The sequence below is a fragment of the Aneurinibacillus sp. REN35 genome, from assembly GCF_041379945.2.
Taxonomy (GTDB): domain Bacteria; phylum Bacillota; class Bacilli; order Aneurinibacillales; family Aneurinibacillaceae; genus Aneurinibacillus.
In genome coordinates this window covers 16181-31154 of sequence record NZ_JBFTXJ020000008.1, presented here as the reverse complement: position 1 = coordinate 31154, position 14974 = coordinate 16181, and the positions used below count along the sequence as shown (strand labels likewise).

At 44.8% G+C, this 14974-nt stretch carries 10 protein-coding genes and 1 CRISPR repeat array; of the genes, 9 read left to right on the top strand and 1 reads right to left on the bottom strand.

Translation table 11 applies throughout. From position 1 onward, the window contains the following. Window positions 1–9 precede the first annotated feature (9 nt). The 4 genes from AB3351_RS15155 to AB3351_RS15140 all read left to right on the top strand — a co-directional run bounded on the left by AB3351_RS15155 (window position 10) and on the right by AB3351_RS15140 (window position 6042). Complete coding sequence (locus AB3351_RS15155; protein WP_371147990.1) at window positions 10–2370, top strand: endonuclease MutS2; 2361 nt, start codon at window positions 10–12, stop codon at window positions 2368–2370. Between the two features lie 91 nt (window positions 2371–2461). Next, the gene (locus AB3351_RS15150) at window positions 2462–2866 is read left to right on the top strand and encodes a DUF350 domain-containing protein (protein WP_371147989.1); all 405 of its coding nucleotides are present in this window, start codon (window positions 2462–2464) and stop codon (window positions 2864–2866) included. 300 nt (window positions 2867–3166) lie between these two features. Next, entirely contained in the window at window positions 3167–4462 is a 1296-nt protein-coding gene (locus AB3351_RS15145; protein ID WP_371147988.1) for a nucleotide sugar dehydrogenase, read from the top strand. Between the two features lie 197 nt (window positions 4463–4659). Further along, window positions 4660–6042: a glycosyltransferase family 4 protein gene (locus tag AB3351_RS15140; protein ID WP_371147987.1), complete on the top strand. Its 1383-nt coding sequence runs from the start codon at window positions 4660–4662 to the stop codon at window positions 6040–6042. On the opposite strand, the gene AB3351_RS15135 is transcribed toward AB3351_RS15140, so the two are convergent. Next, window positions 6026–6646, bottom strand: coding sequence for a LysE/ArgO family amino acid transporter (locus AB3351_RS15135; RefSeq protein WP_371147986.1), 621 nt, complete (start codon window positions 6644–6646; stop codon window positions 6026–6028). The genes AB3351_RS15140 and AB3351_RS15135 overlap by 17 nt on opposite strands. Window positions 6647–6808: 162 nt before the next feature. On the opposite strand from AB3351_RS15135, the gene AB3351_RS15130 reads away from it, so the two are divergent. The 5 genes from AB3351_RS15130 (at window position 6809) to cas5b (ending at window position 14924) form a co-directional block, all read left to right on the top strand. Beyond that, the gene (locus tag AB3351_RS15130) at window positions 6809–8266 is read left to right on the top strand and encodes an aminotransferase-like domain-containing protein (protein WP_371147985.1); all 1458 of its coding nucleotides are present in this window, start codon (window positions 6809–6811) and stop codon (window positions 8264–8266) included. 224 nt (window positions 8267–8490) lie between these two features. Further along, window positions 8491–10299: a CRISPR direct-repeat array (repeat unit 29 nt; unit sequence CTTTACATCACACTACGTTCAGATAAAAC). Window positions 10300–10814: 515 nt separating this feature from the next. Further along, window positions 10815–11549 carry a CRISPR-associated endoribonuclease Cas6 gene (gene cas6, locus AB3351_RS15125; RefSeq protein ID WP_371147984.1) on the top strand — a complete coding sequence of 245 codons (735 nt, stop codon included), beginning with the start codon at window positions 10815–10817 and terminating at the stop codon, window positions 11547–11549. Continuing rightward, window positions 11546–13342 carry a hypothetical protein gene (locus AB3351_RS15120; RefSeq protein WP_371147983.1) on the top strand — a complete coding sequence of 599 codons (1797 nt, stop codon included), beginning with the start codon at window positions 11546–11548 and terminating at the stop codon, window positions 13340–13342. Before cas6 ends, AB3351_RS15120 begins: the two co-directional genes overlap by 4 nt. Further along, window positions 13342–14238, top strand: a complete 897-nt coding sequence (cas7i, locus tag AB3351_RS15115) for a type I-B CRISPR-associated protein Cas7/Cst2/DevR (protein WP_371147982.1) — start codon at window positions 13342–13344, stop codon at window positions 14236–14238. The genes AB3351_RS15120 and cas7i overlap by 1 nt, the downstream gene beginning before the upstream one ends. After that, a complete protein-coding gene (gene cas5b / locus AB3351_RS15110) occupies window positions 14235–14924 on the top strand; it encodes a type I-B CRISPR-associated protein Cas5b (protein WP_371147981.1) in 690 nt (229 codons plus the stop codon). The genes cas7i and cas5b overlap by 4 nt, the downstream gene beginning before the upstream one ends. Window positions 14925–14974: the final 50 nt, after the last annotated feature.

Below are 14974 nucleotides of genomic sequence, written 5' to 3'. Positions count from 1 at the left end.
AGATTTCTCTTGGAAGCACGTACGTTTACAACGCTTGAATTCGATAAAGTAATGGAACAGCTCTCAAATCATGCTTCTTCTTCTTTAGGAAGAGAAAGAATAGAGGCGCTTGCCCCTTCAACGAATTATGAAGAGGTCGAGCGCCGTCAGAAGGCGACGATGGAAGGAAGCACCGTACTTCGGCTGCGCGGCAGCGCCCCCTTGGGTGGAATTCGTGATATTCGACCTGCATGCAAGCGGGCAGACATGGGAGGGATGCTGAATACGGCTGAGTTATTGGATATCGCTTCCACACTATACGGTGGTGGAAGATTGAAGACATTTATCTTCTCTCTTGTAGAAGAGGAGCCGCTGCCGCTGCTTGAAGAGCTGCTCAGCCAGTTCGAGCGATTGCAAGGGTTAGAAAATGACATTAACCGAGCCATTGATGAGAATGGGGTCGTTGTCGATTCTGCCAGTCCGACTCTATCACAGGTTCGTGGACAGATTCGCGGTGCGGAGAAGCGTGTACGCGAGCGGCTTGAGCAGATGATTCGTTCAAGCAATACGCAGAAGATGCTGCAGGACCCGATTATTACAATCCGTAATGATCGTTTTGTTATTCCGGTCAAGCAGGAGTACCGCCATGTTTTTGGCGGCATTGTTCATGACCAATCCGCATCTGGGGCTACGTTATTCATTGAGCCGCAGGTTGTAGTAAATCTGAGCAATGATCTGCGTGAATTGAAGATGAAGGAAGAGCGTGAAGTAGAGAAGATTCTGCTTGCCCTCTCAGCGCAGGTTCAGGAAGTATCCGACGTGCTGCTTGGTAATGTAGAATGCCTTGCGGAAGCGGACTTCATTTTTGCCAAAGCCTCCTATGCACAGGCAATCAAAGCCGTTCAACCCAAAATCAATGACAACGGCTATCTTCATATTAAGAAAGGCCGTCATCCGCTGATTGCGGATAGTCAAGTCGTGCCGATTGATGTGGAACTTGGCAGGGACTATACGGCTATTGTCGTCACCGGACCGAATACGGGGGGAAAGACGGTATCACTGAAAACGATCGGTCTATTCTCGTTAATGGCAATGGCCGGTCTGCATATTCCGGCTGATGAAGGCTCCGAACTGACGATTTTTGAAGGGATTTATGCTGACATTGGAGATGAACAAAGCATCGAGCAGAGCTTGAGTACATTCTCCAGTCATATGACAAATATTTCTTATATCTTACAGCATGTAAACAACCGCAGCCTTGTACTGTTCGATGAGTTGGGGGCAGGCACCGATCCTACAGAGGGTGCGGCGCTTGCGATGTCAATCATTGACTATGTGCATCAGCGTGGGGCGCGGCTGGTTGCTACGACACATTACAGCGAACTGAAGGCGTATGCGTACGAGCGTCCCCAGATTAGTAATGCGAGTGTGGAATTTGATGAGGTGACGCTGCGTCCGACGTACCGTCTGCTCGTTGGAATACCGGGGCGCTCCAATGCGTTTGCGATCGCAGCAAGGCTTGGGCTGCCAGAGAAGATTCTGCAGCAGGCGCGTGACTTCGTAAAGACGGAAGAGACCGAGATTGATACGATGCTAGCCTCACTTGAGGAGAATCAGCGCAAAGCGGAGACGGAGCGGCGGGAAGTCGAGCGTCTTCGTGCCGAGCTTGAGCATGAGCGCAGAGAGCTTGAGCGTGAGCTTTCCGGATTGGAAGAGAAGAAAGACAAGCTGTATCAGCAGGCTGAAGAAGAAGCGCGTACTGCGGTAGAGAAGGCGCGCAAAGAAGCAGAGACGATCATCTCAGAATTGCGGCAGATTGCCAAAGAAGAACGTGCCGGAATTAAGGAACATAAGCTGATTGAAGCAAGGAAACGTCTAGAGGAAGCATCGCCTACGCTGCGCAAGAAGAAAAAACCGAAGCAAAGCAGCGTACCGCTCAACCAGCAGCCGCTAGAAGTCGGAGATGAAGTACGGGTACTTTCCTTTAATCAAAAAGGTGAAATTGTTGGCAAAGTAAGCGATAAAGAGTTTCAAGTACAGATCGGTATTGTTAAGATGAATGTAAAAGCGGATAATTTGGAGAAACTTAAAGCTGCGAAGCCTCAAGTCTTACAATCCATTACAAAAATCCGTTCGACGCGCGACCCTGTGCGTATGGAGTTAGATGTACGGGGAAATACGGTCGAAGACGCCATGATTCAGATTGACAAGTATCTTGATGAAGCGCTGATTGACGGACTTGGGCAAGTATCGATTATCCATGGCAAAGGAACCGGTGCGCTTGGGCTTGGTATCCAGAAGCACCTGCGTAAGCACCGCCTGGTGAAGTCGATTCGCTGGGGCGGTCAGGGTGAAGGCGGATTAGGCGCTACCATCGTGGAACTAAAGTAAGAATACAAAACTGAAACCGTGCCGATGTGTATGCGTATACGTACTAAAGCATCGGCAGGTGTATTTTATTGACGGTGGAGGAGGGAGCGGATTGCTTATTTTTTCGAATCCGTATGTGCTGACGGCTGCTTACTTTGCGGCAGCGCTGCTTGCGCTTATTATTTTTCTTTCCATATTCGAGATTGTAACCAAATACAAAGATTGGGAGGAGATCAAACGGGGGAATGTATCCGTTGCTATGGCGACAGCGGGAAAAATTTTTGGAATTTGCAATATTATCCGCTATTCCATCGAGCATAATGACGGCATCGGCCATACGCTTCTATGGAGTTCGTATGGGTTTCTTCTGTTGTTGATTGCCTATTTTGTCTTTGAATTTTTAACGCCTATGTTTAAGGTCGATGAAGAGATTGCCAATGATAACCGGGCGGTCGGGCTATTATCCATGGTCATCTCTATCGGATTGTCCTATGTCATTGGGGCAAGCATCGTGTGATGGAAGAAGCAGGGGACGCGACTTCATTGCTACATAAAACCGGGTAGTGTATAATGGCAGAAGCATGCGCGGTGTATCCCGCATGTGGTAGGGGGGAGTCGAGATGCTGGACAGATTAGCGAAAATCCTAGGTACGCTAGCTGTGCTGTTTATTCTTGCCGGCATTTTATACTTTGCCGTATTTCGATAGTATAGGGAGACGGAAGAGCGAGAGGCTGGTAATCGCTCTTTTCTTATGTTTGTGCTAAAATAAATACGTTTATAGTGTGGATTTGAACCGATAGGTCGGAGGAGATTGTCATGGAAAAATCGTTGAATATTGCCGTCATTGGCTTAGGCTTTATTGGCCTGCCTTTGTCGTTAAGTTATGCCCGTAAAGGCGCACATGTAGTCGGACTTGATGTAAGCGAAGTGCTTGTAAAAGAAATCAACGAGGGGAAATCCCACCACCTTGAATACTTTGAAGGTAAATCGCTTGCGCAAATTCTTCAGGAACAGATTGCAGCCGACCGCTTTACCGCTACAACAAGCTATGAAGAAGCGGCTTCGGCGGTCGATAACTATATTATTACCGTAGGCATTCCGGTAAAAGATGGCGATCCGGAAATGCATTATTTGACAGGGGCTTGCGAAGCGCTTGCTAAGGTCCTTAAAAAAGGTGACACTGTCATTCTGCGCAGCACGGTGGTTCCGGGTACAACAGAAGAGCTTGTAAAACCGCTGCTTGAGCAGAGTGGCCTTGTGGCAGGAGAGGACTTCTACCTGGCCTATGCATCAGAGAGAATTGCGGAGGGTCGGGCATTTGAGGAGTTCATCCATATGCCGCTTGCCCTAGGCGGCATTAATGAAGAGAGTGCAAAGCGCGCATATGATGTGCTTACATTCGTGACGGAAGCGGATGTTACGATCTCTGATATTAAAGTTGTCGAAACATCAAAAGTTATTGAGAATGTACAGCGTGATGTGAATATTGCTATGGTGCAGCAGTTCGCCCGTTTTGCAGAAAAGGCTGGTATTGATACGTTTGAACTTATTCGCGTTGCTAATACACATACGCGCGTAAATCTGCTGACACCAGGACCAGGTGTAGGCGGCTATTGCCTGCCGAACGCGCTGTATTATTTACTGCCAAAAGCAAAGGAGATCGGTGTAAACCTCCACCTGTTGGAGACGGCGCGTCAGATTAACGATAGTGTACCGCAAGTGCTTGTGCAAATGGTGGAGACGGAGCTGAATAAGCAGAACAAAACATTGGGAGGAAGCAAGGTCGCTGTGCTAGGCCTTGCGATGAAGGACTTCTCCAATGATGACCGTATCAGCCCGCCGCATTACCTTGTACAACTGCTTCGTGAAGCCGGCGCTACCGTTGCCGCGTACGATCCGGCTGTACCAAGCACATACGAATACAAGACATCCAGCCTAGAGGAAGCGGCAAAAGATGCCGATGCGCTCATTTATGTTACGGTACAGGAAGAATTCCTTGAGATTGATTGGAACAAACTCATTGGCTTGATGAAGGATAAACCGGTGATTCTGGATGGAAAAAACCGTGTACCTCGCAGCATTGATGAAAATGCTGTGCTTGTTCGCATCTAATATGGGTAACGATATAGTAAGACAATGATAAAACGAGACAGCACGCAATAGGCTGCACAATAAGCAGAAAAGAAGGGCGGAGAAGAGGAAGGGAGATCATCGTATCTTCTGTCTCTTCTCTTTTTATCTTCGGTTCGTGATAAAGGCGCCCAGCGCTCGTCTTGTTTTGCTTATGATACGAAAGGATGTCGTAGAGGATGAAGGCGAAGAAAAAAATGCTGCTGGTAGCGTACCTATTTCCGCCGATTGGCGGGGGCGGTGTACCGCGTGCTTTGAAGATGGCCCGGTATCTGGCAGAAGAAGGCTGGGACGTGCACGTACTGACAGTGGATCATACATATCATGCAACGAAAGATGACTCGCTTCTGCGTCAATTGCCCTCCAATGTGTTCATATATCGTGCCAAGGAATTCAATCTCGTGCAGACCATGCGACCGACACAAAAAGAGGCACCGAAGCAAAGTGACAAGCAGAATTCAGCAGCTCCCTCTCATCAGAGCGGTGGGGTGAAGCAGATGCTTAAGCAGCGGATTGTTCCGCTGCTGAAAAAGGTAAAAAATACCATGATGATTCCAGATGATATGATTGGCTGGCTCCCGCAAGCAGCCAAGCTTGGCGAAGAGATCGTGAAGAAACATGACATTTCTGTGATGTTTTCAACGTCTGGTCCATATACGAATCACCTTGTTGCCCGTAAAATTAAGCGGGGAACCGGCATTACGTGGATCGCTGATTTCCGTGATCCATGGACGCAGAACATGCACCGCTCCGGTGTGGCATGGCGTGAAGCTTGGGAAGAGCGGATGGAACGAAGTGTCATGGCCGAATCGGATGCTGTAACGACGGTAACGTACGGCTTTGCAGAGAATTTTAAGCAGAAGTTCGGAAAGGAAATCAGCCGAATTGAAGTTATTCATAATGGATTTGACCCCAAGGACTATAGCGATATTGCTGAACCGCCTGAAGACGGAAAGTTTACGCTCGCCTACCCTGGGATTTTCTATAGGGAGCGCAATCCCCGTCTTCTGCTTGAGGCTATAGCTGAGTTGATCGAAGCAGGGGCGATAGAACGGAATAAAATTCTGCTGCGGTTCGCTGGCGTATTCGATTATCCGGGCTATAGCGACAACATTGATTGTGTGCATCGCTTAGGTCTTGAGGGTGAAGTTGAGATTATGGGGAACCTCCCGCATAAAGAGGCGCTTTCGATGATGAAGGGAGCGGATGTTCTGATGCTCATCGGGGATACAGCGCCGGGCTCAGGCGTCTATATCCCAGGCAAGCTGTATGAATATATGGCAATCGGACACCCGATTCTAGCGTTATCTGTTGAAGGGGAGTCAACGAAAATTATTCGCAAGTTCAGCTTGGGTGAAGTCGTCAATCCGCTTGATAAGGAAGAAATTAAGCAGGCATTTCTTCGGATGTACAAGCAGTGGGAGGCAGCACCTGGCGGCACGGATCGCGCGCGCGATATTCTACAGCGCGCTCATGGTGGGGATCTAGCCATCTATAACCGTCAAGTGCAGGCGCATATGCTCGGCAACTTGATGGAAGAGCTGCTTACGCAAGAGCGGTAAGCAGCTGTACAGCCATATAACAGGCAACGCCCCAGATCAAGAGTGCAGATCCTCGATTAATTGCCTGCATCCATCGCCCGGTTTTGTCCAGCGTGCCAAGCATGCGTCCGGCAATAGCCAATCCGAAGAACCACATATACGAGATGAAGATGCAGGAGAGGGCGAACGCCCATTTCTCACCCCCGGCGTATGTAAGTGAACTGGTCCCGATTACCCCGATCGTATCGAGGATGGCATGCGGGTTCAACAGCGACACAGAAGCAGCAAACGCAATTTGTTTTTTTGGCGGCAGGCTCCCCTGCTCGCCGTTTTTAATATGGTTGTCGCTTCTCCATGTCATCCAACCCATGTATAGCAAGAACAGGACACCGATGGCAAACAGCATGGTTTTTAACCAGGTAAATGTCAGCACTACAAGCGAGACCCCTAATACCGCTAATGCGATAAGAATCGTATCGCAAATGGATGCTGTTAGAATTACAGGAAGAGCCCGTATGAATGTCGGTTGAGCCGCACCTTGTGAGAATACGAATACATTCTGTGCTCCAAGCGGCAGGATCAGTCCGAAGGCGAGCACCATACCGTGCAGGAAAGCTTGCAGCATATCTTATTGTCCTCCTTTATATCAGCTCTGTCATATATAAAATGTGATGGAGCTTTTTTTATACTATGATAAGTTGATTATAGAGCCGTACGGAAAGCATGTCGCCAGCCAATTGACAGATGAAGCTACCGGCCAATTCATGATAGGAAAGGGGTATAGCGTGTGAGAAGTGATGAATGGAGGCCGAACCTTAATGAAGGGACTCCGATCTATCGACAAATTGTCGCATACATAAAAGAAAAAATTGCCCAAGGAGAGTGGCCGATTGGTTTTCGAATTCCGGCGGAGCGCACGCTTGCCAAGCAGCTTGGTGTCAATCGAAGCACAGTTACAACCGCCTTTGCGGAACTTGCGGCTGAAGGGTTAATTGAAGGGAAGCGGGGGAGCGGTACACACGTTGTAAATAACACGTGGACGCTGCTTGCGGCCGCACATCCACCTGATTGGCGCACGTATGTAGAATCGGGCGTCCACCGGCCCAATCTATCGATGATTCAGCGTATTAATCGTGAAGAATTTACATCCGGCATCATCCGGCTTGGTACGGGAGAGATAGCCCCGGACTTATTCCCGGCCGAGACGATGAGAAAGATAATGGTGCGGGCAGGGGAGAGCATCAACTCACTTGGTTATGAAGAGCCGCAGGGACTGTATGCGCTGCGGGAAGAGATAAGCCGCCATGTGGCATCTTACGGAATCACGGCATCGCCTTCGTCTATTCTCATTGTCTCCGGTGTCCTGCAGGCGCTTCACCTAATCTCGATCGGTCTGCTGCCGCAGGGCTCATCCATCCTGTTAGAGAAACCCTCCTATCTTCATTCAGTACGCGTGTTTCAGTCGGCAGGTATCAAGCTTTGCGATATGGAGGCACTTCCTTGTGCCAAAGACATTCCTGCTCTGATCGCACACAGTAAGCGTAAAACGGCGGCTTCTCTGCTCTATACGATTCCGTCCTTTCATAATCCTACAGGGCGTGTATTGGGAGAGGAAGCAAGGAAGTGCTTACTTGATGTGTGTGGACAGGAGCGATTACCGATTGTTGAAGATGATGTGTATGGAGAGCTGTGGCTTGACAAGCGTCCTCCTGCTCCGCTCAAAGCGCATGATAAGCATGGCCTTGTCCTTTATATGGGCAGTCTTTCAAAAACGCTCAGTCCAGGTCTGCGGATTGGCTGGCTCATCGGGCCGGAACCGGTCATTCAGCGGCTGGCTGATATTAAAATGCAGACAGACTACGGCTCAAGCTCATTGTCTCAGTGGACAGCGCGAGAATGGCTTGCCAGCGGATTGTATACGGAACACGTAGCACAGATTCGGCAGAAGCTGCGAGAAAGAAGAGAAGTGGCAGTAGAGATGCTCTCTACCTATATGAGCGGACTTGCGGAGTGGCATGTACCTGCGGGCGGCTTCTATATCTGGCTGCGCCTTCTTCCTGAACTTTCGCTCTCTGCCCTGTTTGATGAGGCGCTGAGTCATGGAATCCTGCTGAATCCCGGCACAATCTATCATCCAGACGCGCGTTCCTATTTGCGGCTCTCGTATGCTTATGCATCATCTGAAGAGATGGAGGAAGGTATCCGTCGTCTGGCTTTGCTGGTGAAAAAGGCAAGTGAAGGATAAAGAAGATCAGTATTTATAAATCGCACTTAACAAATGGACACACTTTTCGTGGTTGGAAGAAAAGGGAGTACGAAGGAAAAAGAAAGAGAATATCTGGAGCGCCCTGTGTCTTGGTTAGACAAGGGTGTTTTTCTTGCTTCCTTTCTTCTTTCTCGCAGGTTTCTTTCCACTACGTTCAGATAAAACCAACCGAATGGTATCGGCGTTATAGACGCGGACTACCGCTTTACATCACACTACGTTCAGATAAAACTGTATTTGGATACTTCGGCGACAGCCCCCGCGATCTGCTTTACATCACACTACGTTCAGATAAAACAAATATCTGAGCGCAAAGCTTAATAAAAAAATCCCACTTTACATCACACTACGTTCAGATAAAACTGTCGCCCAAAAACTATTGTTATATATATTATACCCTTTACATCACACTACGTTCAGATAAAACGTACATTAACACGCAATTGAACCATTTTTTCATCCTCCTTTACATCACACTACGTTCAGATAAAACAAAATGGTTCCAAACAAATTTACCGCATTAACTTTCCTTTACATCACACTACGTTCAGATAAAACTATTAACAGCCCGTTTGCTACAAACATTGTAGGGGCTTTACATCACACTACGTTCAGATAAAACGTTTCCGCTGCTGCGTCAGCTCTGAGAGAAAAACTTCCTTTACATCACACTACGTTCAGATAAAACTATACTCGACGTGCTTCATCAAGCCGAACCGTTTAACTTTACATCACACTACGTTCAGATAAAACGTTTTGCTCGTGTTATTGGCTGCGAGATATCTAATCTTTACATCACACTACGTTCAGATAAAACTCGAATACACGCATCGTCTTAACGAAGTCCTCGAAGAACTTTACATCACACTACGTTCAGATAAAACGTTTTGCTCGTGTTATTGGCTGCGAGATATCTAATCTTTACATCACACTACGTTCAGATAAAACGAAAAGCTCTTTGTATATCATCCGAGTCATAGAATCTTTACATCACACTACGTTCAGATAAAACGGATTTGAAAAAGCTACAAACGAAAAAGCAGGCGTACTTTACATCACACTACGTTCAGATAAAACCCATCGGCCCGTATTGCTCCATTTACAATAATCGTCTTTACATCACACTACGTTCAGATAAAACTCGTCCAGTTTACCAAGTTGTTTAAACCCTTCATAGTTCTTTACATCACACTACGTTCAGATAAAACTGCCTTATCTTCTTTTGGCCTTTCCCCTTGGCATCCAACTTTACATCACACTACGTTCAGATAAAACTCCATATGAACCGGGAAAGGAAACTGCGATTGAAATCTTTACATCACACTACGTTCAGATAAAACGCCGTTCCTTCTTCCTTAATTCCTAACACTACATACCCCTTTACATCACACTACGTTCAGATAAAACTTTTACTATTTTTACCCGATAATGTAAAGTAAATATACACTTTACATCACACTACGTTCAGATAAAACACGCTTCCCTAGCGTAATACCCACCGTCTGGAATCGTCTTTACATCACACTACGTTCAGATAAAACCGGAAGCGGCAGAAAGAAGAAAAGACTGCCATGATGGCAGTCCCTTTACATCACACTACGTTCAGATAAAACTGGGTACTCAAGCTTCGATGAGTATTGCCAATATGCTCTTTACATCACACTACGTTCAGATAAAACGTAGACTGAGCCCGCCGGATCTCGTAATGCGATAACCTTTATATCACACTACGTTCAGATAAAACTGCATACAGGCAGGCAAAGCATTCTTTTTTAAGCAATCTTTACATCACACTACGTTCAGATAAAACGAAAGGGGACGAGATGATGCGTAAAGTTAAAATAACCTTTACATCACACTACGTTCAGATAAAACTAACGAAAATAACGAAGTTATATACGACGTTCACTATTGGACTTTACATCACACTACGTTCAGATAAAACACCTCAGCCCTGAGTATACGGTTCGCACGTTCATACAACTTTACATCACACTACGTTCAGATAAAACCCTCCGCTTTCGCACGCGGAAACCCTTGATACAACTGGGTTGCTAATCTACCGGCTTGACCGCGTCTGCAGTGGATCGGCAGTCGTGTTTTTGGCGAAAGGGAGAAAACAGCGTGCAGCCCGTATCCAGCAAGGGATTGACGGTTTTTTTGCAAAAAACGATCCGCTGCACCTTTATTTTCCATTTTGCCTTTCTTTTATTATAATCAACCTCGTTACAGAAAGAAATTAATTTCATTTATAATTACGATTACATTAATTGAGGTAGTAGGATAGTTCTAAGTCAACAGTCTATTTCAGATGTTGTTGTAACATGCTATACTTCGTATACGATCGGAACGATGTGGGATATAAAATTTTGCACTATAATTTTATGATGTGTAGTTTATTTGACCGAAGTGGGAGAGAGACCGTCAGAGAAGCGGTCTTTTTTTATGTAATTTTATAGAAATAAATGTTGAATATTGTAAAAATGATGGTACTATAAAATTATAATTCAAAAAGGGGGTGAAAAGCATGCGATTAGAAATAAACTTTAAAGCAAAAGAAGTTCCCAAGTATTATCGTATGGGAATGCTCAGCTTAATCAAAGAGTCTCTTTCCAGAGCTAATCCATCCTATTATCATAAAGTATTCTCCAACAATCCTTCACCAAAACCTTTTGCCTATGCAGTATATTTGAAGAATTTTAGTTACAAAGCCGAGACAATTGAACTGAATGGCTTTACTCTATTTCTAACTTCAAGTGATTATGAATTTATGACGCATTTTTATAATGGAATGAGCCAGATGAAGACGTGTCGTTATCTTGAATTTGAATGGGAACTTGAGAAAATCCGCATGCTTCCTGAAAAAAGCCTTCATTCTTCACACGCTGTGTTTAAAACAGTTTCACCTATTCTTATTGAATCAAAGGATGGTAAACCGCTCTTTCCCCATGATGCTTCGTATGAGCAGGAATTTAACTATTATGCTAATCTTGTCGTTTTGGCCTGTCTTGGAAGATCATTAAGGCGTCCGTTGATTGTAAAGCCTCTGCAAATGAAAAAAATGGTGATTAAAGAATCGAATCGAGTTCTTCGCGAAGGAGATCATCCTTTTCAAATTCTATATCTTACTACGTTCAAAGGTCACTTATATATAGAAGGAGATCGAGAAGATTTACTGTGTCTGTACCAAAACGGCATTTCAAAACGACGATCTTTTGGGTTAGGCATGCTGGATATTGAGATGGAGGGGGTGAGATCTTGACATCGTTTTTTGTGGAAGCGCGGGCTGAAGAGTGGTTTTTTACGGGCGGGCTATTAGGCTTGAAGCGTTTGTACGAGGAAGAAATAGAAACGACACCGGCGGGCCTGCTAATTGGGAAAGATTTGCTTGATACATTAGCTGAACGTTATTTTGCGTACTTCTTCGATACATATAATATTGCTGAACGGGATACCGGGCGAATGGAGCGTTTATTACAGCGTGCAAGAAAGAAGCCGGAATCCTCAAAGGAACGCTTTAGTGAGATACGAAATATTGCTGCTGAGCAGATGAAAAAAGTTGAAAAATACTTTCCTGATGCAAAAGAAAGTGAAGAGCTTAAGCATCTTGTCGAAGAAATGAAAGAGCTTAAAAACCAGGAACATATAGAATCCGCAGAAATACTTATCAATAAATTTCATAATATTATGACTTCCGATTTTGTTAATAAGAAGCTAACCATTAATTTTGCAAAAGCGGTTATTATTTCTCCGTACTATGGACAAACCTCATTCTTACAAAGATCTTGCAGTGTGCTTGATTATCAGGAACATGTAGAAAAAATGCATAGAGAATTTGTCTTGCCAGCTCAGCTCGAAATTGCATTTCAGGAAAAAATGAAACGTGCGGAAAATGTTGATGATATTAAGAATTTTTTGGACGAACATAAAGAATACAAACCTTTCAAAGACTGGTTGAAAGCTATAAAAAAACTTCATTCAATAAAAGAAGCAAAAGAATGGTTTGCCCCCCATGTTCTTCCTTGTTCGTTTATTGATGATTTGCCGGCAACCATGTCTTACGAAGAAAAAATCTTTTTGCCGCTGGGTATCTCTACGAATAACGCCTCCAACTTTCACTGGGATTTTAATAAGCAGAATCCAATGCCAATGAGTGCTCTTGCCCGATTGATTCTTTTCCTTGTTCCGGTAGGAGTCGCTTTCTATCAACGAAGACTTGGCTCAAGAACGGCCATAGAATATAAACAATATGCAGGGCTTGTCTTACTCGATCAGAAATTTAGTGAAATTTATAACATCAATCATCGCTACCGAAACGCTCGGCAAACAGGGAGCTCTTTTAGCGAAGCGGTTGTAGGTCTGCTGGCAGATACAAAAGAACGTGCCGACAAAAAGATCAATTCATTCCTTTTCATAGAGGTTCATTCAGATGGCACAAAAAAAACCTTGCTGGATTACTATCATATGCCGGATTATTGTGCGCACTACATAAAGCAATATGGAAATCGGTTAAAGCTTCTATTGTTAATAGAGGAAAGAGACGTTTTTATTCGCAGCATATTAAGCGGCATAGACCCTAAGCAAGCCGTTTTTCGTTATTTGCGGGAGGCGATCCAGCAAGATTTTCATGCCGAGGGAGCTTATCATGCGGTAAGAGAGAGGCACAGAATACTGCTTTTAAAAAAAGGGGTGAATAATATGGAAGATATCAAAAAATACGATAAACGAGTGTCTTCTGTCTACTTTCAAGGGAAAAATCTTAGAAAAAGTATGGTCGCCAGCCGTGGAAGTGCAAAAGAGTCAGACGTGTACAAAGCTTCAGGTAAAAAGAAAGTCGATGCTCTTGCCTATCGTTTATTAAATGCGGTAAAGGCGGGGAATCAAACGGCTTTCTTGGATACGGTGTTTCGCCTGCATATTGCGCAGGGTGAGGAATTGTCTCCTGTATTTATGGATGTGCTCAAAAGTGAAGGGCTTGATTTTGAAACGGTGGGCGGGGCGTTTATTGCCGGATTGTTAGGTAAAGATTTCACAAAAGAAGGGGATGAACAATAATGGGCAGAGCACTGACAATGACGATTGTTTTTCGGGGCAATTCATTAAATTATGGAGAGGGAATTGGCAACATTTCCGAGTTGAAAAAAATTCATCGGGGTAATGGAGATGTATTTACGTTCGCTTCTAGACAAAGCCTTCGTTATGATATGGTTCGGCTCGGAAATGAATGGTTTGACTGGAACTTAGATACCGTGGATAAAACGAAGGGAACGGTTCAGTTTAAAGAAAGTATCTCGATTAAAGAGTCAACGGAAATGGATCTTTTCGGATATTTGAAAACAGGAAAGAAATCGGAGAAGCGTCCGGCTGTTGCCCGTCTGTCTCATGCGGTATCGCTTGAACCCTACCGCAGTGATATGGAGTTTCTAAACAATATGGGGCTGGCAGAGCGAATCAATGAAGATCCTAATCTTGCAAACATTGAACAGCATGATAGCCTGTATGCATATACGTTAACACTGGATTTAAACAGAGTGGGAAAAGATGGGGAGATTAAGCTTTCCACAGAAGAAAAAATTAAGCGTATTCACGAACTGCTAGACATTGTGAAACTATTAAACCGTAATATTCGTGGGCGTCAGGAAACGCTTTCTCCCTTATTCGTAATTGGTGGGATCTATAAAGCGGCCAATCCGTTCTTTTTAGGACGCGTTCACTTAATGCCGCAATCAAAAGACTGGCGGATTAAAACAGAGGCCATTCGCAGTACATTGGAAACCTCTTTTGGAGGAGAAATCGTCAAGGAACAAACATACATTGGATACATTAATGGTATCTTCGGAAATGAAGAAGAGTTTCAGCAACTGGTTGAGGAAAGAGCCGGAAGTGTAGAGAACTTTTTTGAATACATAAAAGCAGAAATTGTACAGTATTTTGAAGGTGAATCTCAATGAAAGTTTTACGGTTAAAGTTATTTCAGGAAACGGCTTGTTATAAAAAGCCGCATGCATGTAAGGTTTCAGAAACATACCCATTGCCGCCTTTTTCGACAGTAAAGGGAATGCTTCATGCAGTCATGGATGCCCGGACATTGATTCCAATGAAGTTATGTATTCAAGGAGAATACGATACGATCATCAGTGACTATCAGACGCATTACTTCTTTAAAAAAGATAAAACAGACGAATTTGCATTGACGGCTGATGGCCTGGGCATTACAAGGAAACTTGCTGATATTACAACGATGCCAATCTATAGACACTTGCTCTATCACGTTCATTTGACGATATTTGTTCAAGCGGAAGCCAATATACTTCAACAGCTACAGGAGAGAATATGTTCCTCCTGCCACATTAGTCTTGGGCGTTGGGAAGATCTTGTCCGTGTGGATGAGTGTGAAATCGTCGAACTAACAGAAGTAGAAGATGCTGATTTAACGTTACACGCTTTTGTGCCAGCGAAGTTTATTCGTGATTCTTCCTATATACCATACCGCCTTAATTGGACGTATCGTATTGTCAATGGAGTACGAGTATGGGACAAGATCGAAGCCGGTTATGTGCAAAAGGGAAGCGCAATTGAAGCGGATGAAGGCATATGGGTCGATGATGAAGAAACAGCCGTCTTTTTCCATGAGTGATAAGGATAGGGGCTGAGAAATGACTCAGCCTCTTTTTTGAAGGAGGTAGA